The 20,403-nt window shown below is 74.5% G+C and carries 16 protein-coding genes; 5 read left to right on the top strand and 11 right to left on the bottom strand.

The annotated features are described in order from the left end of the window. Positions 1-24: 24 nt before the first annotated feature. Positions 25-918 (bottom strand): NUDIX hydrolase, encoded by an 894-nt coding sequence (locus ACMXGY_RS19200; protein WP_483774564.1) that lies wholly within the window; start codon positions 916-918, stop codon positions 25-27. A gap of 90 nt (positions 919-1,008) precedes the next feature. Here ACMXGY_RS19200 and ACMXGY_RS19205 point away from each other — a divergent pair, with 90 nt between their 5' ends. Then, positions 1,009-2,055 (top strand): SPFH domain-containing protein, encoded by a 1,047-nt coding sequence (locus ACMXGY_RS19205; RefSeq protein ID WP_483774565.1) that lies wholly within the window; start codon positions 1,009-1,011, stop codon positions 2,053-2,055. A 2-nt stretch (positions 2,056-2,057) separates the two neighbouring features. Next, on the top strand, positions 2,058-2,987 hold the full coding sequence (locus ACMXGY_RS19210) for a diacylglycerol kinase catalytic domain-containing protein (protein ID WP_483774566.1): 930 nt from the start codon (positions 2,058-2,060) through the stop codon (positions 2,985-2,987). A 3-nt stretch (positions 2,988-2,990) separates the two neighbouring features. On the opposite strand, the gene ACMXGY_RS19215 is transcribed toward ACMXGY_RS19210, so the two are convergent. Then, on the bottom strand, positions 2,991-3,947 hold the full coding sequence (locus tag ACMXGY_RS19215) for a hypothetical protein (RefSeq protein ID WP_483774567.1): 957 nt from the start codon (positions 3,945-3,947) through the stop codon (positions 2,991-2,993). Next, positions 3,944-6,334 (bottom strand): S9 family peptidase, encoded by a 2,391-nt coding sequence (locus ACMXGY_RS19220; RefSeq protein WP_483774568.1) that lies wholly within the window; start codon positions 6,332-6,334, stop codon positions 3,944-3,946. Before ACMXGY_RS19220 ends, ACMXGY_RS19215 begins: the two co-directional genes overlap by 4 nt. Before the next feature lie 63 nt (positions 6,335-6,397). Between ACMXGY_RS19220 and ACMXGY_RS19225 the strand changes: the two genes are divergently transcribed. Then, positions 6,398-7,282 carry a MerR family transcriptional regulator gene (locus tag ACMXGY_RS19225; RefSeq protein WP_483774569.1) on the top strand — a complete coding sequence of 295 codons (885 nt, stop codon included), beginning with the start codon at positions 6,398-6,400 and terminating at the stop codon, positions 7,280-7,282. A 25-nt stretch (positions 7,283-7,307) separates the two neighbouring features. On the opposite strand, the gene ACMXGY_RS19230 is transcribed toward ACMXGY_RS19225, so the two are convergent. Continuing rightward, complete coding sequence (locus tag ACMXGY_RS19230) at positions 7,308-8,756, bottom strand: DUF1254 domain-containing protein (RefSeq protein ID WP_483774570.1); 1,449 nt, start codon at positions 8,754-8,756, stop codon at positions 7,308-7,310. A 136-nt stretch (positions 8,757-8,892) separates the two neighbouring features. Between ACMXGY_RS19230 and ACMXGY_RS19235 the strand changes: the two genes are divergently transcribed. Next, on the top strand, positions 8,893-9,861 hold the full coding sequence (locus ACMXGY_RS19235) for a transglutaminase-like domain-containing protein (RefSeq protein WP_483774571.1): 969 nt from the start codon (positions 8,893-8,895) through the stop codon (positions 9,859-9,861). Positions 9,862-9,871: 10 nt separating this feature from the next. Here ACMXGY_RS19235 and ACMXGY_RS19240 read toward each other — a convergent pair whose 3' ends face one another. From ACMXGY_RS19240 to ACMXGY_RS19250, 3 genes are read right to left on the bottom strand one after another with little or no spacing between them, the layout of a single operon-like run. Then, positions 9,872-11,569: an outer membrane protein assembly factor BamB family protein gene (locus ACMXGY_RS19240; protein WP_483774572.1), complete on the bottom strand. Its 1,698-nt coding sequence runs from the start codon at positions 11,567-11,569 to the stop codon at positions 9,872-9,874. 25 nt (positions 11,570-11,594) lie between these two features. Further along, the gene (locus tag ACMXGY_RS19245) at positions 11,595-13,328 is read right to left on the bottom strand and encodes an outer membrane protein assembly factor BamB family protein (RefSeq protein WP_483774573.1); all 1,734 of its coding nucleotides are present in this window, start codon (positions 13,326-13,328) and stop codon (positions 11,595-11,597) included. A 25-nt stretch (positions 13,329-13,353) separates the two neighbouring features. Continuing rightward, entirely contained in the window at positions 13,354-15,054 is a 1,701-nt protein-coding gene (locus ACMXGY_RS19250; protein WP_483774574.1) for an outer membrane protein assembly factor BamB family protein, read from the bottom strand. Between the two features lie 102 nt (positions 15,055-15,156). Here ACMXGY_RS19250 and ACMXGY_RS19255 point away from each other — a divergent pair, with 102 nt between their 5' ends. Beyond that, positions 15,157-16,140 carry a GGDEF domain-containing protein gene (locus ACMXGY_RS19255; protein ID WP_483774575.1) on the top strand — a complete coding sequence of 328 codons (984 nt, stop codon included), beginning with the start codon at positions 15,157-15,159 and terminating at the stop codon, positions 16,138-16,140. Between the two features lie 9 nt (positions 16,141-16,149). On the opposite strand, the gene ACMXGY_RS19260 is transcribed toward ACMXGY_RS19255, so the two are convergent. The 4 genes from ACMXGY_RS19260 to ACMXGY_RS19275 all read right to left on the bottom strand — a co-directional run bounded on the left by ACMXGY_RS19260 (position 16,150) and on the right by ACMXGY_RS19275 (position 20,294). Then, the gene (locus ACMXGY_RS19260) at positions 16,150-16,869 is read right to left on the bottom strand and encodes an ABC transporter ATP-binding protein (RefSeq protein ID WP_483774576.1); all 720 of its coding nucleotides are present in this window, start codon (positions 16,867-16,869) and stop codon (positions 16,150-16,152) included. Beyond that, positions 16,856-17,848 carry an ABC transporter ATP-binding protein gene (locus ACMXGY_RS19265; RefSeq protein WP_483776908.1) on the bottom strand — a complete coding sequence of 331 codons (993 nt, stop codon included), beginning with the start codon at positions 17,846-17,848 and terminating at the stop codon, positions 16,856-16,858. Before ACMXGY_RS19265 ends, ACMXGY_RS19260 begins: the two co-directional genes overlap by 14 nt. 98 nt (positions 17,849-17,946) lie before the next feature. After that, positions 17,947-19,239, bottom strand: coding sequence for a branched-chain amino acid ABC transporter permease (locus ACMXGY_RS19270; RefSeq protein ID WP_483774577.1), 1,293 nt, complete (start codon positions 19,237-19,239; stop codon positions 17,947-17,949). Further along, positions 19,236-20,294, bottom strand: coding sequence for a branched-chain amino acid ABC transporter permease (locus tag ACMXGY_RS19275; RefSeq protein WP_483774578.1), 1,059 nt, complete (start codon positions 20,292-20,294; stop codon positions 19,236-19,238). Before ACMXGY_RS19275 ends, ACMXGY_RS19270 begins: the two co-directional genes overlap by 4 nt. Between the last annotated feature and the right edge of the window lie 109 nt (positions 20,295-20,403).

The raw sequence follows: 20,403 nt of genomic DNA on the forward strand, positions 1-20,403 counted from the left end.
CGGGGGCGCAGGCGCGGCGGGCCGTCAGGCGCGGGGACGCATGAGCGGGGGGTCGAGGACGGCGGGCACGCTCGCGGGCGCGTCGTCCGGCTCGGTCGCCGAACCCGGGGTTGCGGGCCACGCAGGCCGCTCGGTGACCCGTAAGCCCGGGTTCGGTGGTCGGCTCGCGGCGCGATAGAGCGCGGCCGGCCGGCCGGTGCCGCCCGACGTCGTGAGGCCCGTGTCCTCGAGGAACCCCACGGTGGTGGTCGCCTTGCGCGAGAAGTTGCGCGGGTCGAGGCGCACGCCCCAGACGGCCTCGTAGACGCGGCGCAGGTCCGCGATCGTGAACTCGGGCGGGCAGAACGCCGTCGCGAGCGCGGAGTACTCGAGCTTGGCACGGGCTCGCTCGACGCCGTCGGCGAGGATCCGCGCGTGGTCGAACGCGAGGTCCGCGCCCGACGGCGCCGGCGTGCCCGACGACGCCCGCTCGCCCGACGCGGTGCGCTCGCCGGACGGCACCGGCCCGCCGCGACCCGGTCCCACCGCGAGCAGTGGCTCGACGGGGTGCCAGTCCGCTCCCCCGGCGTCGGACCCGGCGTGCACGACGCCGAACTCGGGCGCGAGCAGCAGGTACGCGACGGACACGACCGGCCCGCGCGGGTCGCGGTCGAGCGGGCCGTAGGTGCGCAGCTGCTCGAGGTGTCCGGGCGGGCGGACGCCCGTCTCCTCCTCGAGCTCGCGGCGCGCGGCCTGCGCGAGGCGTTCTCCTGGGAGCACGAACCCGCCGGGAAGGGCGAGCGCGCCCCGGAACGGCTCGACGCCGCGCTCGACGAGGAGCACGTGGAGGGCACCTTCGCGGACCGTGAGCGCGACGACGTCGACCGTCACGGGCAGGAGCGCAGCGGTGGGCGGCACGAGGGCGGGGTGCGTCGTCACCGGTCCATGCTCGCACACTTCGCGTCAGGTTGACGAGAAATGCGGACAGGCTTATCGTCAACGTGACGATAACGACGAACGGAGAGACTGATGGCCACGATCCGCAGCTACCCCTGGACCCGGCACTTCCTCGGCAGCCCTACCGGGCACGTCGTGCACCTGCGGCGCGGTCGCGTCGTGCACGAGGGCGTCGGGCAGGCGTTCTGGTTCCGCCCCACGACCTCGGTGCTCTCGGAGGTCCCCGTCGACGACCAGGAGCTGCCCGTCTTCTTCCACGCCGTGACCGCCGACCAGCAGGACGTCACCGTGCAGGCCGGCGTCACCTACCGGTTCGTCGAGCCTGTGACCGTCTCCCAGCGCCTCGACTTCGCCGTCGACCCGCGCACCGGCGAGACGAGCACCGCGGGTCGCGACCAGGTGACGAGCATCGTCGGGCGCCTGGCGCAGAGCCGGGCGGCGGACACGCTCGCCGCGATGCCGCTCGCCGACGCGCTCACCACCGGCGTGCCGCGGGTGCGCGACGTGCTGACCGAGGCCCTGACCACGGACGTGCGCCTCGGCGCGACGGGCATCGTCGTCGTCGGGGTCCAGGTGCTCGCGGTCCGGCCCGAGAAGGACGTCGAGCGCGCGCTCCAGACGCCGGCCCGCGAGCACGTCCAGGCCGAGGCCGACCGCGCGACGTACGAGCGGCGGGCGCTGGCCGTCGAGCGCGAGCGCGCCATCGCGGAGAACGAGCTCGCGAGCAAGATCGAGCTCGCGACCCGCCGCGAGCGCCTCGTCGCGCAGGAGGGCGCGAACGCCCGGCGCGAGGCGGAGGAGAAGGCGGCCGCGGCGCTCGTCGACGCCCGCGCGACGGCCGAGCGCGCGCAGCTCACGACCGAGGCGAGGGCCGAGCAGGTGCGGGTCGTCGGCGCCGCCGAGGCCGCCGCGGAGCAGGCACGGATGGACGTCTACGCGACCGCCGGGCAGGGCACGCTCCTGGCGCTCGCGGTCCGTGATGCGGCCGGCTCGCTTCCCGCCGTCCAGAACCTCACCATCACGCCCGACCTGCTCACCGGAGTCCTGTCGACCCTCGTCCGGGGGCTCGGGCCCGACGACGGCCCGGCCGGGGCGGGGACCGCCGGGAAGGCGGCCTGACGATGCTCCGGCGACGCGCCGTCGTCGTGCACCGGCGCACCGAGCTCGACGACCTCCTCGACCGGCACGGCACGCGCGGGCAGGCGGAGTTCTTCCTCCGTTCGCGCGGCCGGTCGCTCGGCGAGGTCCAGGCGCGGCACGACGCCCTCGCGGCGGCGCGTGACGCCGTCGTCGCCGCCCTGCCGGCAGGGTGGGCGCGCGCGGACGTCGAGCGAGCCGACCTGTCGCGGTTCCTCGTCGCGCCCGAGGACGTGGTGGTGGTCGTCGGGCAGGACGGCCTCGTCGCGAACGTCGCGAAGTACCTGCGGGGGCAGCCCGTGCTCGGCGTCGACCCCGAACCGGGCGTCAACGCCGGGGTGCTCGTCCGGCACACCGTCGCGGCGGCGGCCGCCCTGCTGCGCGGCCTCGGGCCCGACGACGGCGTGGGCGCGGCGGGCGGCACGACCGACCCGGCGGCACGGCTCCCGGTCGACGCCCTCACCATGGCCCGCGCCGACCTCGACGACGGCCAGCACCTCACGGCGCTCAACGAGGTGTTCGTCGGGCACCCGAGCCACCAGAGCGCGCGCTACACGCTGCGGTGCGCGGCGGGCGAGGAGCGGCAGTCGTCGTCGGGCGTGCTCGTCGCCACGGGCACCGGCGCGACCGGCTGGTGGGCGTCGCTCGCCCACGACCGCGGCGGTCGCCCGGCGCCGGCGCGGACCGAGCACCGGCTCGGCTGGTTCGTGCGCGAGGCGTGGCCGTCGCCCGCGACGGGCGCGAGCCTCACGGAGGGCTACGTCGACGACGGAGCCGACGTCGCGCTCACCGTCGCGTCCGACCGTCTCGTCGTGTTCGGCGACGGCGTGGAGGACGACCGCCTCGTCGCCTCCTGGGGTCAGACCGTGACCGTGCGCACCGCGGAGGCACCCCTGCGCCTCGTCCGCCCCTGACCGTCAGCGGTCCGACGGCTCCCCGCCCGTCCGGGCCCGAGAGCCCAACCGCCGCTCGCGCGCCCGTCGCACCGCCTCGCGGCGTTCACCGATCGCATCGCTCGTGAGGCTCGTCAGGCTGTCCGTCGAGGCCCTGGTCTCGGCACGCTCCGCCTCGACGCGCGCCCGGTGCTCGGCCGACTGCGGGCGGGAGCGCGTGACGCGTGGTCCGTCGCGCAGGTCCCGCGCGTCGCCGTCCCGCGCGACCCACCGCTCGCGGCGTCCCTCGCGCACGCGCTCGCGGTGGAACCGCCAGCGCCACGCCCGGCGCAGGGCGACCATCGACCAGACGGCGAACGGGACCGCGGCGACGAGGAGCCCGACCCGCCACGCGGACGGGAGCGCCGTCGACGCCCCGGTGCTCGCGAGCGCCCACGCCACCCCTCCCGGGACGGCGGGCCAGAACTCGCGGGCGTCGAGGTTCCAGCCGCAGACGTAGAACCGCATGAGCGTGTCCGTGAGCCGCGAGCGCCGCACCGGCTGGAGCGACATCGCGACCGGTCCGGGCAGTGGCGGCCCCAGGGTGGTGCCGGACGCGACGTGGCTCGTGAAGGACAGCCGGTCGCCGCGGTACGACGGCCGCAGCGCGCGCCCGGCGTAGACGACGGACAGCGCCGCGAGCGGCCACACGGCGCACGACAGGTACCAGGCGACGGGGCCGGCGAGCACGACGGCGATCGGCGCGACCACCACGAGCCGCCCGAGCACGTCGCCCGGTGCGACGACGAGCTCGGCCCACGGCTCCTGGTCCTCGGGCGGCTCGAACAGGCCGTACGCGGCGACGGTGAGGTACAGGCCGACGACGAAGAGCCCGATGCACGTCCACACGAGCCCGATCGCGAGGTAGCCGAACGGCCGCAGCAGCAGCGCCGCCGTGCCCGGCGGCGTCGCGTCGCGAGCGACCCCCTGGTCGGCGGTCACCGGGCCGCGAGGCCGAGGACGTCGAGGACCCACGCGTCCTCGTACGCGACCTCGCGCCAGCCCTCGTACCGGCCCGAGACGCCGCCGTGCCCGGCGTGCATCTCGATCTTCAGCAGCGCGGGCGCCCCGGCGGCGCGCAGGCGCGCGACCCACTTGGCCGGCTCGACGTAGAGCACGCGCGTGTCGTGGAGCGACGTCACGGCGAGGACGCGCGGGTAGTGCGCGGCGTCGTCCGGCACGTTCTCGTACGGCGTGTACGACCGCATGTACCGGTACACCTCGGGGTCGTGCAGGGGGTCGCCCCACTCGTCCCACTCGACGACGGTCAGCGGGAGCGACGGGTCGAGGATCGACGTGAGGGCGTCGACGAACGGCACCTGCGCGAGGACCCCGGCGAACAGCTCGGGCGCGAGGTTGGTCACCGCCCCCATGAGCAGCCCGCCCGCCGAGCCACCCTGCGCGACGAGCCGCTCGGGGCTCGTCCACCCCGCGTCGACGAGGTGCCGCGCGACGGCGACGAAGTCGGTGAAGGTGTTCCGCTTGGCCAGCGTCTTTCCCTCGTCGTACCAGCGGCGCCCCATCTCGCCGCCGCCCCGCACGTGCGCGACCGCGAACACGACGCCCCGGTCGAGGAGCGACAGGCGCGAGATCGAGAACGCCGGGTCGATGCTGATCTCGTACGACCCGTACCCGTACAGCAGCAGCGGCGCCGGCTCCGCGCCCGTCCCCGTGGCGTCGAGCCCGACGGCGTCCCGCCGCCACACGAGCGAGACCGGCACCTGGGTGCCGTCCTCGGCCGTGGCCCACTCGCGGCGCTGCACGTAGTCCGCGGCGTCGTACCCGCCGAGGACCGGCTGCTGCTTGAGCAGCGTGAGCTCGTCGGTCTCGACGCGCAGGTCGTACACCGTCGAGGGCGTGACGAAGCTCGAGTACGACAGCCGGACGTTCGGCTGCCCCCACTCGGGGTTGCCGCCGAGCGCCGCGGTGAACAGCGGCTCGTCGAACGCGACCTCGTGCACGTGCCAGGGCTCTGGCGCGGGCGCCGTGTCGCCCGTGCGGATCGGCGTCGGCAGACCGGCCGGGCGCGGTGGCTCGGCGCTCGCGAGGCCGATCACGCCCACCCGGGACAGCGCGTCGCGCCGGTACGACACGACGAGGTGACCGGCGAACGCGTCGACGGCCTCCAGCCGCGTCGCCGGGTCGTGCGGCACGACGACCGTCGCGTCCGCCGGGCCGCGCGTCCCGCCCGGGTGCGCCGCGCCGTCGGGCAGGCCGTCGCCCGAACCCGGAACCGCCGTGACGACGAGCTCGAAGTTCTCCGCGCCGTCGTTGTGCAGCACGAGCAGCACATCCCGACCATGCGCCTGCTGCCCGCCGACCATGCGGTCATCGCTCGTCCCGGCCTCAGAACGGGCGGTCACCGCGTGGTCGGCCGGGAGCCAGGTGCTCGGGAGGACCGCGTGCTCGACGGTGTACTCGACGCCCTCGCGCCGCGGCCACACGACGCGCGGCTCGCCCGTGGGGTCGTCGGCGTCGACGAGCCAGGTCTCGGACGTGATCTTCGAGCCCACGTCGATCTGCACGAACCGCTGCGAGCGCGAGACGCCCACACCCACCCAGTACCGCTCGTCCGGCTCCTCGAAGACCACGACGTCCTGCGTCGCGGGCGTGCCCACCTCGTGGCGCCACACGCGCCACGGCCGCCACGCGTCGTCGACGGTCGGGTAGAACACGTACCTCCCGTCCGGGGAGAAGACGGCGCCCGGGAACGTCCCGGGGACCTCGTCCGCGAGGTCGGTGCCCGTCTCGAGGTCTCGGACGCGCAGCGTGAACCGCTCGTCGCCGACGACGTCGACCGCGTAGGCGAGCCGAGTCCCGTCCACGGACACGTCGAACGAGCCGAGCGAGAAGAACTCGTGCCCCTCGGCCTCGACGTTGTCGTCGAGCAGCACCTGCTCGCCCGGCACGGGGACGCCCGGCTCCAGCACGGGCGGCACCCACGACGACGGTGCGTCGCTGCCGACGCTCGCGTCGATCGGCGCGCGCGCCCGGATCGGGTACTGCGACCCCTCGACCGTGCGCGCGTAGTACCAGTACGCGCCCTGGCGCACCGGGACGGACAGGTCGGTCTCGAGCGTGCGCGCCTTGATCTCCTCGAAGATCCGCTCGCGCAGGTCGGCGAGGTGCGCGAGCCGCGCCTCGGTGTACGCGTTCTCGGCCTCGAGGTGCGCGACGACCTCCGGCGACTCCTTCTCGCGCAGCCACTCGTAGTCGTCGACCACGGTCTCGCCGTGGTGCGTGCGGTCGGCGGGGCGGCGGGGGGCGACGGGTGCCGCGGGCACCTGCGGCTCCGCGGCGGGCACGGTCTGCGTGAGGTCGTCAGGCATCTGGCCAGGGTAGTGCGGGCCGACGGCGGTCGGTCGCCGCGCCCGTGCGGCTACGCTCGGCGCGTGGCCACCGAGCAGTCGCCCGCGACACTGACGAGCGGCGAGATGGTGCGCGCGTCAGGCCTGTCGATCAAGGCGCTGCGCCTCTACGACGCGAACGGGCTGCTCGTCCCGGCGGCCGTGGACCCGCGCACCGGCTACCGCGCCTACGCGCCCGAGCAGGTCGAGCGAGGTCGGACGATCGCCCTGCTCCGCCGGCTCGACGTGCCGCTCGCGCGCGTGCCCGAGGTGCTCGACGCCGACCCGAGCGACGTGCGCGACGTCCTCCTCGGGTGGTGGGACGAGCGGCAGCGCACGCTCGCCGACCAACGCGCGACCGCCGAGGAGCTGGTGCGGACCCTCGCCGGGCCTCGCGCTCCCGGCACCACGCCCGGGCCCGCACTGCTCCCGCACGGCGTCTCGCCAGGAGCCCGCCCTCGCGACGTGCGACGGCGCGACGTCGGCGCGCGCACGGTCGCCACGATCACGTCATGCGTCGTCCAGGACGACCTCGTCCCGACGTTCACGGCGGACGTGCTCACGCTCCGCGCGCACCTCGCGGCGGCGGGCGCCGACGCGGACGCCGGGCACGTCGTGGTCTACCACGAGCCCGTCGGGCGCGAGGTCCCGGGGCGTGTCGAGACGTGCGTCCCGTACCGCGGGCTCGTCGCCCCCGCCGGGTCGGTCGTGCTGCGCGAGGACCCCGCGCGCACCGAGGTCTACGTCGAGGTGCCGTCGCGCGACTGCCGGTACCCGCAGATCGTCGGGTACCACGACGCGCTGCGGGCCACCGCGCCCGAGGACGCCCCGACGCGCGAGGTCTACGCCGTCCCGTGGTCCGACGACCCCGACGCCGTCGTCGCGGAGGTCGCCGTCACGGTCGGCGGGACGCCGGCCGCGCGGCGGTGACCAGGGACGATCGCGGGATCAGCGGTCAGAGGCCGGGTCCGTCGACCAGCTCGAGGTCGCCGGGCAGCCAGGTCTTGTCGAACCACGGCTCGAGCGGCCCGTACAGCCGCAGCATGGGGAACCACGACCTGCCCGGCACGGTCCCGACCCAGTTCGACCGGCGGCCCTCCGGCGGCTCGGGTCCGAACCACAGGACGACGCTGCCGTCGTCCTCCGTCGCGACGGTGCCGGTGAGGCTCATGACGCTCGGGTGGGGGTCGGCGGTCTGCAGCAGGGACCTCGTCTGGGTGTCGTAGAGGTCGATCGCCCAGAAGTTCTTCGCCGGGGGGTTCGGGGGGAGCACGAGCCGGTACGTGCGCGCACCGTCGAGGATCCGGCCCTCGGCGTCGTGGGCGGTGTACGCGTACGCGGAGCCCGCGCCCACCTGGGCGTGCGCCATCGCCGGAGTGACGACGGTCGCCAGGAAGTGGAACTGCGTCCGCGCGTCGAGCAGGCGCGCGCCGTCCGCGAGGAACTCGTACGAGCCGCCGAGGAACCCGTTGAGCCAGCTCGAGCCGGGAGCGATCGCGGCCTCGGGGTCGCGTGGGGAGTAGACGAGCGCGCGGCTCATCGCCGCGGCCGTGCGTGCGGCCGTGTCGAGCGTCGCGCGGTGCTCCGCGCTCGGCGCGAACGGCCGGCCGTGCTGTATCCCGACCGCGCGGAGCAGGCCCGCGCGCTCGGGGTCGAGGGCGTCCGGCGGCTCCTCCGCGACGATCTCCGCGACCTCGTCGAAGAACGACGCGTCGTTGGCGTGCACCGTGTTGACGCGTGCCCCGGCGATGTTCACGAACTCCGTGGGCGGGGGGTCGGCCGCCTCCGCCAGCGGGTAGACGCGCGTCTCCTTCATCGCCGGCACGCCGCCGAGCGCGCGCAGCACGACCCAGTTGGTGAAGGTCGGCGTGCGGTAGACGTGATAGCCGTCCGGGACGTCGCCGTCGTGGTCCGGCGGGAGGAAGAGGTAGCGCCCGCCCTCCCCCCGGTCAGGTCCGGCGATGCCCATGTCCGCGACGTACCGGAACCAGAAGTCGTCCACGACGCACAGCGACTGCTTCGGCGGCTCGATGACGAACGGGCCGGTCTCGCGCAGGTCGAAGAAGAACGTCCCGTACGTCGTCTCGGTGTTCGGGGTGAGGAAGATGCCGTTCGAGTCGGCGCGCGGGTCGGTGTACCCGATCTGGGTGGACCGCACGAGACCGAGGCTGCGGAAGCCGTGCCGCATCGCGACGAGCGACGCGCCGGGGATCGCGCTGAGGTACGCCTCGATGCCGCGCACCAGGTCGAGCGAGGCGTACAGGCGCTCGACGGACCCGGGCGTCGGGACCCCGTCGACGAGCTCGAACCGCCCGAGCGGGGTGTCCAGCGGCGACGGCGTGCTCACGGCGGCCAGGACCGCGCCGAACGCGTCGTCCTCCGGGCTCTTCGTGGTCTCGGTCATGAGCACGCCCTTCGTCCGTCCGGTGCGGCGGGCTCCTCGGCGCGCGGCTAGTGCGACGGTAGGGCGGCCGACCCGCTCGTGCCACCGGACCTGACGGAGTTGACCCTGCCCCTGGGGCGGGCCGGAGGGTCGCGGCATGGACACCACCACGACGACCTCGACGGCACCGAGCCTCGAGGACTACGCCCGCCACAGCCCGTACTCCGACCCGCGGCAGCACGCGCCGCTCGTCGCCGCCGTGACCCCGGACCCGGCGAGCCTGCACGTCGCGGTGACGCGCGCCGTCGTGCACTACCGGGCGGGAGCGACGCCGCCCACGCGGGCCCAGCTCGCCGACGTCGACGGGCGCTGGGTCGCGACGATCCTCGACGCGGCGGTCGAGCGGGCGCCCGGCCCCCTGGACGCGCCCCGCGCCCCGGACGCCCAGGTCGGCGGGTGCTGCCGCGACCACTCGCTGCTCGCCGTCGCGATCCTGCGCGAGCACGGGATCCCTGCGCGCACGCGGCTCGGGTTCACGGACTACCTCGGCGAGGGCGGGTTCCACCACGACCACGTCGTCGTCGAGCGCCACGACGGCGAGCGGTGGGTCCGGTCCGACCCGGAGCTCGAGCAGGGCTCGCGCGCGTTCGACCTCCACGACCTGCCGGCCGGCGAGGGCGCGCCCTTCGAGACCGCCGCGGAGACCTGGCTCGCCTACCGGGCCGGCCGGCGGGACCTGTCCGACCACGGCGCGGGACCTGACCTCGGCTGGTTGAGCGGGCCTGGGTTCGTGCAGCGCTACGTGCTCGGCGACCTCGCCCACCGGCAGCGGGCCGAGCTGCTCCTGTGGGACCTGTGGGGCGCGTCGACCCCGCCCGGCGCCGCACCCGACGACGCCACGGTCGCGCTCACGGACCGCGTCGCGGAGCTCACCGTGCGCGCCGACGGCGGCGACGCGACCGCCGAGGAGGAGCTCGCCGCGCTCTGGGCGGGCGACGAGCGCGTGCGGCCGGGGCGCTACGTGACCACCTGGTCGCCGTCGGGCCGCCTCGGGTGGACCGACCTCGACGTGCGTCAGACCGCCTGGGCGGTCGTCCCGCCCGGTGCGGTCCGGGCTGCCCTCTGACGGCCAGGGGTCAGCCGATGCCGGTCACCGACGAGCCGTCCCAGCCGAGCAGGCGACCCTGGACGGCGACGAGCGACGACCACCCCGGTTCGACGTCCGTCTCCCAGACGAGCGCACCCGTGGACAGCTCGAGCGCGACGAGGCGGTGGTCCGTCCCCGTCGTCGGGTCGACGAGCGCGAGGATCGCGCAGCGTCCGTCCGTGTAGGCGCCCGACACCATGGTCGACCGCCCGGCGTCGCTCCCCAGGTCGTCGACGAACCGCGACCACACCGGCTTCCCCGTCATCGAGTCCAGGCCCTCCACGGTGTTCGCCGTGCCGACGACCGCCGTCCCCGCCGCGAGGACGTACACGGCCTCGGGGGCACGGGCACCGTCGTACGTCCACAGGCGGGCACCGTACGGGTCGTACGCGCGGACGCCGATGCCCTCGCGAACCAGCAGCACCCCCGGTCCGGGGTCGTCGGTGGCCCGGGGGTCGAGCACCTCGCCGGGAGCGTCGAGCACCAGGGAGCCGTCGGACGCGAGGATGCGGTCGGCCCGCAGCGCGCCCGACGAGCCCTGCCGGTCGGCGTCCACGAGGACGCGACCTCCCGCGAGCGGAACGGCGCCGTCGGTCGGGACCTCCGGGTCGTCGAGGCGGGTGCCGTCCGGGCCGAACGACGCCGCGATGCCGCAGCCGACGACGTCGACGAGGCGCTCGGTGCTGAGCACCCCGAGGCGTTCGGCGTCCACGGTCTCGTTGCCGGTCTCACCGTCCCACGACGTGCACGACCAGGGCACGTCCTGGAACGGGAGGTCGTGGCGCCAGCGCTCCGCGCCCGTCACCGCGTCCTCGAGCGTCACGACGACACCCCGGCCGCGGACGCCGTCGACCGTCTCGCCCGCGGCGGGGTCGACCGAGACCGGCGCACCGGTCGGCTCCCCCGGCTCGCCGACCCGCTCGGCACGCACCAGGCCGCCGTCGGGCCCGGGCAGGAGGACGGCGCCCCCCGCCTCCGTCGAACGCTCGCCGACCACGGTGCCGGCCGCGTCGAGGACCGTGACGGTGGCCGGCCCGTCGGGCTCGTCGCGACCGTCGGCACCGTCGGCACCGTCCGCGCCCGGCGTCGGCCCCGTCTCGAGCCAGATCGGGAGGACCGACGTCCCGGCGACGCACACGACCGTGCTCGCCGCGACGCTCGTGAGGTCCCACGGGCTCCACGAGCCGCACACCGCGTCGGCGCCGACGGTCGTGCGCCACGCCTCCTCGCCGCTGTCGAGGTCGAGCGCGACGGCGTCGTCGCCGTCGACCGTGACGAGCAGACCGGGCAGGACCACGACGCCCCCGTCCGCCGACACCGGTGCGGTCCACAGCTCGGTGGGTGCGCCGTCGAGCTGGCGCAGCGCACCGCGCGCCGTCTCGAGCCGGTGCTCCGCGTCCCGGCTCGTCACGGCGTCCACGACGAGCATCCCGGCGACCAGCACGACCACCGCTCCCGCTGTCGCGGCGACGAGCACGCGACGACGCCTCGAGCGGCCCGGCGTCCCGCTCGGGGCAGAGAGGGGCCCGGCATGGTCGGGCGGAGGGGGACCCTCCGGCGCGGGTCGCTCGCGGAGCAGCACCGGGTGCGGCACGTCGAGAAGGTCGGGCTCGTCGTCGAACCCGGCCGTCTCGACGAGCTCGAACGTGCGGCGGTCGTCGCCGCCGTCTCGTCGTCGGACCGGCACACCCCCAGCGTAGGACCCTCGCGGCTCAGCCCAGGCGCGTGAGCGTCGTCTCGTCGATGCTGAACAGGCGGCCCTGGATCGGCAGGAGCCACGCGTCGTCGTACGGCTCCCCCTGCTCCGTGTGCCAGCCGACGCTGCCGTCGGCGAGGCCGACGGCGACGAGCATCGTCGACTCGGACTCCCAGTCGGAGACGACGACGATCGCGCGCTCCCCGTCGGTGTAGGTCGTGTCCATCGACCACCCCGCCCCCTCGGTGGCCGGCATCCCGGTGCTCTCGCGCAGCACCTCGTCCTCGAGCGTCCACAGCCGGCGGCCCGTGGTGACGTCGAGACCGACGAGGTCGGAGCTCGGCTGCGGGACGACCACGACCCCGCCGGCGACGACGGCGACACGGTCCGGCGTGCCGGCGTCGGTCGTCCGCCACAGCTCGTCGCCGGACGTGCCGAAGGCGACGAGGTCGAGACCGTCGCGGACCAGGACCGGGCTGTCGCGCGCGTCCGTGGCCCCCGGCACGTACACCGGGCCCGGTGGCTCCCAGCGCACCGACCCGTCGGGATCGAGGATCGCCGGCGGGAACGCGTCCTCCGGGTCGAACGCGGTGGGCCAGCCCGTGCCGGCGGACGCCGGATCGCGGTAGAGCGAGCCGTCGGCGAGGGGCGTGATGCCGTCCGCGGGGTTCTCCGGGTCGTCGAGGCGGGTCCCGTCCGCGGAGAACCACGCCGAGATCCCGCACCCGTCGACGCGGACGATCTCGCCCCCGGTCGCCGCCCAGACGTTCTCCAGGTCGGCGAAGGCGTCGTCCATCGTCCCGCTGTCGCCCCAGCGCACGCACCCGCCGGCACCGGGCACGAACTCCAGCTCGCGCTCCCACCGGTCCTCGCCCGTGAGGGCGTCCTGCAGGGTGACGACGACGCCGCGACCGGTCGGCAGGTCGGTCGCCATCCCCGTGCCCGGGTCGATCTCGACCTGACGCCCGTCCCCCGTGGGGGCCTCACCGACCCGTTCGACGAGGACGACGCCGCCCTCCGGGCCGGCGGACGCGATCGCCCCGCCGCCCGCGAGGTCGCGACGACCGAGGATCTCGCCCGACGCGTCGAGGACGGTGACGCCCCACGACTCGGGCAGGACGTCCGCCGCGCCGCCGACGTCCGGAGCCATGGGGTCCAGCTCGACCGTCCCGTCCTCGGTGCGTGGCGCCAGGCAGACGAGCGTCGGGTCCGGCTCCCCGCCGGGGAGCGTCCAGTAGGCGAACCCTCCGCAGAAGGTGCCCTCCTCGACCTCGGTACGCCACCGGACGTCCCCCGTGTCGAGGTCGCGCGCCACCACGGTCCCGTCCTCGACCGTGGCGAACGCGCCCGGGAGCAGCGCGAAGCCCGCCGTCAGCTCCGCGTCCACGGTCCAGCGCTCGTCCGGCGCGCCGGCGAGCGGCTCGACGGCCCCCGGTGCCGCGCGCAGCCGCGCCAGGTCCGCGCGCGTGCGGGCCGCGTCGACGCCGACCATGCCTGCCGCCACGACGGCGAGCGCCAGGACCCCCACGACGACCGTCCGACGGCGGACCGGCCGGACGCGCGGTGGTCGAGGCGACGGCTCCGGCTCGGCGTGCGGGCCGTCGTCGTCGGCGCGGAAGGCGGCGTCCGCGCCCTCCGGCTGCCGGGTCGCGCGCGGGGGCCCCGCCCCGAGGTCCGGGGCGTCGTCGTCGGACTCCACGAGCTCGAACGTCAGCCGTCGCTCGCGGGCCTCACCTCGTCGGAGCGGCACCGTCCCAGCGTAGGGCCCACGGGCCTCAGCCGAGGCCCACGAGCTCCGTCTCGTCCATGCGCACCAAGCGGCCCTGGAACGGCATCGTCCAGGACCTGCCTTCCACGGACGCGGGCTCGGTCTGCCACCGGACGTGGCCGTCGGTGAGGTCGAGGGCGACCAGCGCCGACCGGCCGAGGTTCCAGTCGGTGAGCACGACGAGCACCCGCGCGCCGTCGGTTAACGCGGCCTCGCCCGCCCACCCCGCGTTCGTCCCGCCGACGACCGCCGCCATGTCCTCGCCGCCGAAGGACCAGCGCTCCCGGCCGGTCGCGGCGTCGAGGCCCAGGAGAGCTCCGGCACCGATGCCGTTGGCGATGACGACCGTCTCGTCCGCCACGGCGAGCACGGCCTCCGTGGTGCCGACCTCGGACGTGCGCCACAGCTCGGTGCCCGTGTCGTCGAACGCGACGAGGTCCAGGCTGTCCCGGACGAGGACCGGCGCCGGACGACCGTCCGTCGCCGACGGCACGAGCACCGGCCCGGGCGGCTCCCAGCGCACCGTCCCGTCGGCCCCCAGGATCGCCGGTGAGGCGGTCGCGTCGTCGGTCGCCCCGAACCCCCAGCCGTAGCCGCCGTTCGTCGGGTCCCGGTAGTAGGTGCCGTCCGGCAGCGCCACCACGCCGTCGCGCGGGTTGTCGACCTCGTCCAGGCGCGTGCCGTCGAGGGTGAACCACGCCGACACGCCGCACCCCTGGACCATGACGAGCCGCGGCTGGCTCACCGCCCAGAGGTTCTCGAGCTCCGCACGGACCGTCGGGTCGGCGCCGTCGGACCCCTCCCAGGAGACGCACTCCCCGGAGCGGTCGACGAACGGCAGCTCGGCCTCCCACCGCGCCTCGCCCGTGACCGCGTCCTCGACCCGCACGACGGCGCCGCGCCCGGTCGGGAGCGCGACCGGCTCCCCCGTGGCGTCGTCGAGCTCGACCTCGACGCCGTCCGCCTCGGGCACCTCGCCGACACGCACGGCCCGGACCACCGTCCCGTCGGGACCTGGGAACGGCGCGCCGCCCTCCACGGTCGTCTCGCGGCGTCCGAGGACCGAGCCGTCCTCGTCGAGGACGGTGACGTCCCAGGACGAGGCGTCGACGCGCCCGGTCGTCGGGTCGACCGTGAGGTCGGCGCCGGGACCACCCGCCTCGTCCTCGACGACGGGAGCGACGCAGACGAGCGTGCGCTCCGGCTCCCCCGCGGGCTGCGCCCAGTTCCCGCACCTCGCATGCTCGCCCACCTCGGCGCGCCACCGCTCGTCGCCCGTGTCGAGCGAGCGCCCCACGGCCTCGCCGTCCCCGATCGTGACGAGGGTGGCCGGGAGCCGGCTCACGCCGCTGCCGTGACCGACGTCGGCCGCCCAGCGTTCCCGCGGGACGTCCGGGAGGGGTTCGACCGCGCCCGGCGCCGAGCGCAGCAGGGCGCGGTCGGTGCGGGTCTGCCACGCGTCGACCGCGAGCATCCCGCCCAGCACGAGCACGGCGGCGGACACGGCTGCGACCGTCACCTTCCGGCGCGGCCCACGCCGAGCGCTCGGCTCGGGGAGGACCGCCGGCTCCTGGTCGTCGTCCAGGCCGGGCACCGCCCCCGCCTCGACGTCCCGCTCCACCGCGGCGTCGGGGCCGGCGCCGTCCTCCGCCGACTCGACCAGCTCGAAGGTCAGTCGGTCCCGGGCGTCACGGCGTCGGATCGGCACGGCGTCAGCGTAGAGGCTCACCGAGGTGACGGGGCCGTGAGCTCTCGAGGAACTCTGAGCCCTTCGCCGCCGGGCCAGGTCGCCGCCCGCCACACTGCGTCTGTGCACGACGAACTCACCGCGCTGGCGCACCACACCGCGATGCGCCCTGCCGCTCGCGCGACGGGTCTCGTCGCCGATCTCTCCCGTCCCGTGCTGACCGTCGGGTCGTCGATGCCCGTCGGCCAGCTCGAGGTCCTGTTCCGCAACCCTGACGTGGCGTGCGTCGTCGTGACGGACGACGAGCGCTCCGTCCCGCCCGCGGGCGGGCACGCCGCCCAGGAGGACCGCTACCCCGACCGGTACGGCGTCGTCGTGCGCTCGAGCCTTACCGCTGCCCTCACCGGCCGGCTCGGCTACGGCCGCGCGGTCCTCGAGCGTCGCCCGGTCGCGAGCGTGACCGACTGGTCACCCCTCGTCGTCGAACCGACGGCGGTCGTGTCCGCCGTCGCGACGCTCGCCATGTCGCGGCCGGCGGACCGGCGCTACGACGACGTCCTGGTCCGTGGTGCGCACTGGGCGAGCGTGAGCGCCGCGGAGCTCGTGCACTCGCTCGTCGGGACGCTCGCGGAGCGGTCGACCCACGACGCCCTCACGGGCCTGCCGTCCCGGCGCAGCACCTGGCACTCGCTCTCCCGTCGCTGCGCCCTCGTCGCGCGCGGCCGGACGCGGGTCGTCCTCATCCTGCTCGACGTGCAGGACATGGGCGGGATCAACGCGCGGTACGGCCAGGAGGCCGGCGACGCGATGCTCGCGACGATCGGGGAGCACCTGCGGTCGTGGTTGCCGGGCGGGTGCGAGGCCGGCCGTGTCGACGGCGACCGGTTCGCCGTCCTCGCGACGCTCCCCGGGATGGGGGACGTCGAGGCCGCCGCGAGCGCCGAGGCGCTCCGTCACGAGGTCCTGTCGTGCCTCGCCGCCCCTGCGGGTCCCGTCCGGCCCGCCTTCCGCACGTCCCTCACGTGGTCCGTCGCCGGGGCGGCGGACGCCGACGAGCTCGTGCGCGAGGGCGAGGCCCGCCTCGCCCTCGCGCACGCCCTGGTCTGACCCGGGCCGTCAGGCGACGCCGAGGTACGCCTCCTTGATGCTCGCGTCGGCGAGCAGCTCCTTGCCGCCGCCGGTCTGCACGACCTCACCGGTCTCGAGCACGTAGGCACGGTCCGAGCGGGACAGCGCCTGCTGGGCGTTCTGCTCGACGAGCAGCACCGTCGTCCCCTGTGCGTTGATCTCCGAGACGATCCGGAAGATCTGCTGGATGACCATCGGCGCGAGCCCCATGGACGGCTCGTCGAGGAGCAGGAGCCGCGGGCGGGCCATGAGCGCACGGCCGATGGCGAGCATCTGCTGCTCGCCGCCGGACATCGTGCCGCCCACCTGGTCCCTGCGCTCGGCGAGACGCGGGAACAGCTCGAAGACCCGGTCGACGGTCTCGTCGTGCTCGGCCTTGGACTCGAACGTCCGTGCGTAGGCACCCATCTCGAGGTTCTCGATGACGGTCATCCCGGGGAAGATCCCGCGACCCTCGGGTGCCTGCACGATGCCCTCGAGCACGCGCAGGTGCGCCTTCATCCGCGTGATGTCCTTGCCGTCGAAGAGGATCGTGCCGCGCGACACCGGGCGGATCCCCGAGATGGCGCGCATCGTCGTCGTCTTCCCGGCGCCGTTCGCCCCGATGAGGGTGACGAGCTCGCCCTCCTCGACCGTGATGGAGACGCCCCGCACGGCCTCGATGCGCCCGTACGCGACGGTCATGTCCTGCAGCTCAAGCAGAGGCATCGCTGCCGCCTCCTTCGGTCGTGCGGCCGGCGGTCGTGGTGCCAGTGGTCCCGGCGCCCGGCTCGGCGTCGGCCACGTGCGCGGCCAGCTCCTCGTCGGGCACGCCCAGGTAGGCCGCGATGACCTTCGGGTCGTTGGTGACCTCGTCGGGCGTGCCGTCCGCGATGACCCGGCCGAACTCGAGCACGACGATCCGGTCGGTCACACCACGCACGAGCCGCATGTCGTGCTCGATGAGCAGCACGGTGTAGCCGTCGTCGCGGATGTGGCGGATGAGGTCCATGAGGGCCTCCTTCTCCGCCGGGTTGAAGCCGGCCGCGGGCTCGTCGAGGCACAGCAGCTTGGGCTCCGTCGCGAGGGCACGCGCGATCTCCAGACGGCGCTGGTCGCCGTAGGAGAGGTTGCGCGCCTTCTCCGTCGCCCGGCCGCCCACGCCCACGAACTCGAGCAGCGCCATCGCACGGTCGATCGCGTCGCGCTCCTCGCGGCGGTGCCGCGGGGTACGGAACAGCGCGCCCGGGACGGACGTGCGGTGCCGCGCGTCCGTCCCGACGACGACGTTCTCGAGCGCCGTCATCTCGTTGAAGAGGCGGATGTTCTGGAACGTGCGCGCGATGCCGCGCTGCGTGATGCGGTACCGCTTGAGCGCGCCGAGCGGCGAGCCGTCGAAGACGACCTGCCCCTTGGTCGGTCGGTACACGCCCGTCATCGCGTTGAACGCGGTCGTCTTGCCCGCGCCGTTCGGACCGATGAGACCGAGGATCTCGCCACGCCGGATCTCGAAGGTCACGTCGTCGAGAGCGACGAGGCCGCCGAACTGGACGGTGACGTTCTCCATGGACAGCAGGGGCTCGCCGACCTTGGCCCGGACGGTACGGTCCGGGGCGACCATGGCGTCGACGAGCTCGGGGTTGGCGAGCTCGGGGCGCACCTCGGCGACGTCGACGATGGCCGGCTCGTCGAGGACCGCGCCGGGCATGTACGTGTCGGCCCGCGAGGAGTCGACACGGCCCGACGACCCGAGGTGCTCGTCGCCGTGCTCGCCGCCCGCCCCGATGCCGCCGGGGTCGTGGGTGCTCATGAGGTCTCCTTGCCGCTGGTCGTGCTGTCGGGCCTTCGGGCGAGCGCCTGCGCGGCTCGACGTGCCGCCACGTAGATCTCCCGACCGTACGCGAGGAGCTTCTGCCGGACCGGTATCAGTCCCTGCGGCCGGAAGATCATCAGCACGACGAGCGCGATCCCGAAGAACAGGTAGCGGTAGCTCGCGATCTCGTTGCCGTTGATCGGGATGCCGAAGATCTCGGTGCGGCCGAGGAAGAAGTTCGGCAGGTAGACGATGATGAACGCGCCGAGGATGACGCCCAGCTTGTTGCCCTGGCCGCCGAGGACGACGGCGCACAGGAAGAGCACCGAGTTGATGACGTTGAAGTTCGTCGGGATGACGAACTGCACCTGGCCGGCGTAGAGCGCGCCCGCGACGCCACCGATCGACGCGCCGATGATGAACGCCCACAGCTTGAAGCGGAACGTCGGCACGCCCATGATCTCGGCCGCGTCCTCGTCCTCGCGGATCGCGACCCACGCGCGCCCGACGCGCGAGCGCTCGAGGTTCCCCACGAACAGGAGCGAGATGACGATGAAGACGAGGCTGAGCCAGTACCACCAGACGCCCGAGTTGAGCGTGCCGGCCGCGTTGCCCGCGGAGAAGACGCCGTTCGGCAGGTCCTCCGTGACCCCGAGGCGGGGGTAGGCGACGCCGCGCAGGCCCTGGCCGCCACCCGTCAGCTCGTCGAGGTTGTCCGCGAGGAGGCGGACGATCTCGCCGAAGCCGAGGGTGACGATCGCGAGGTAGTCGCCGCGCAGCCGCAGCGTCGGCGACCCGAGGATCAGGCCGGAGATCGCAGTGATCGCGACGGCGATCGGCAGCGCCGACAGCCAGGCCCACTCGGTCGACAGCCACTCGTCGGTCTGGTTCCACGGGCTGTCGGGGCTCGTGAGGATCGCGACCGTGTACGCACCGATCGCGTAGAAGCCGACGTACCCGAGGTCGAGCAGGCCGGCCTGGCCGACGACGACGTTCAGGCCGATCGCGATGAGCGCGATCATGCCGAACTGCGCCATGACGCCGCCGAAGTTCGTGCCCACGGTCGTGAGCACGGGGATGTTGAGGATCGGGACCAGCGCGATGAAGATGAGGAACGGCACGCCGATCGCCCACTGCGTGGGCCGGGCCTGCGCGTCCCACCACAGGCGGAACCGGTCGCCGACGCCGCCGTGCGGGCGGTCCTTCGTCGCGACCCGGCCCGCGGGCGGCATCGACGTGGGCGCGCCCTCGCGCGCCGGCTGAGGTGCGGGTGTCGACGTGCTCATGCGCGGGCCCTCCCCAGAGACTCCCCGAGGATGCCCGTCGGGCGGAACATCAGGACGACGATCAGCAGGACGAACGCGACGACGTCGCGCCACTCCGTGCCGAACAGGACCTGCCCGTAGTTCTCCATGACGCCGAGGATCAGACCGCCGAGCAGCGCGCCGCGCAGGTTGCCGATCCCGCCGAGCACCGCGGCGCAGAACGCCTTGATGCCGAGGATGAAGCCACCGGAGTAGATGATGCCGTTCGGCACGCGCAGCGTGTACAGGAGCGCGGCCGCACCGGCGAGGATGCCGCCGATGAGGAACGTCAGCATGATGACGCGCTCGCGCGAGACGCCCATGAGGGTCGCGGTGACCGGGTCCTGCGCGACGGCGCGGATGCCGCGGCCGAACTTCGTGCGGTTGATGAACATGTCCGTCGCGAGGGCCAGGACGAGCGCCGACAGGATGATGATGATCGTGACGTTCGTGACCGGGGCGTTGCCGATCGTGAACTGGACCTCGGGCTGCACCAGCCGGATCGGCTGCTGCGCGTTGACACCGCCGAGCGTGCCTCCCGTGAGCTTCGGCAGCACGAAGTGCACGAACTCCTGGAGGATGAACGACATGCCGATCGCGGTGATGAGGAAGACGAGCGACGGGGCGCCGCGCTTGCGCAGCGGTCGGTAGGCCACCCGTTCGAGCCCGACGGCCGTGCCGCCCGCGACGAGCATGCCACCCAGCATCGCGATGCCCAGGTAGAGGATCGTGAGGGCGACGCCCTTGTCGTACGCGTTCCCGCTCGGGTAGAAGCCCAGGAGCATGAGGGTCGCGTACTGCCCGAACATGCCGAGCATGAAGACCTCGGAGTGGGCGAAGTTGATGAGCCGCAGCACGCCGTAGACGAGCGTGTAGCCGACGGCGACGAGCGCGTAGATCGCGCCATAGGTGAGGCCCTCGATGGTGAGGCCCCAGAAGTTGCGGCCGAGGCCGGCGAGGTCGAAGTCGATGAGCGACTGGTGGACGAGGGGTCCGGCGGTCGCGCTGTGCATCAGCGCGTCAGCAAGAGCGGGCATGACGCTCCCTGGGATTCATGGCTCGGATCGTGCAGAGGTCGTGGTCCACGACGGGCGCCCCGCCCCGTGGCGTCGCCCACCGTGGGGCGAGCGACGTGAGGCGGGGCGC

This window comes from Cellulosimicrobium sp. G4 BAM 1002, assembly GCF_057126935.1.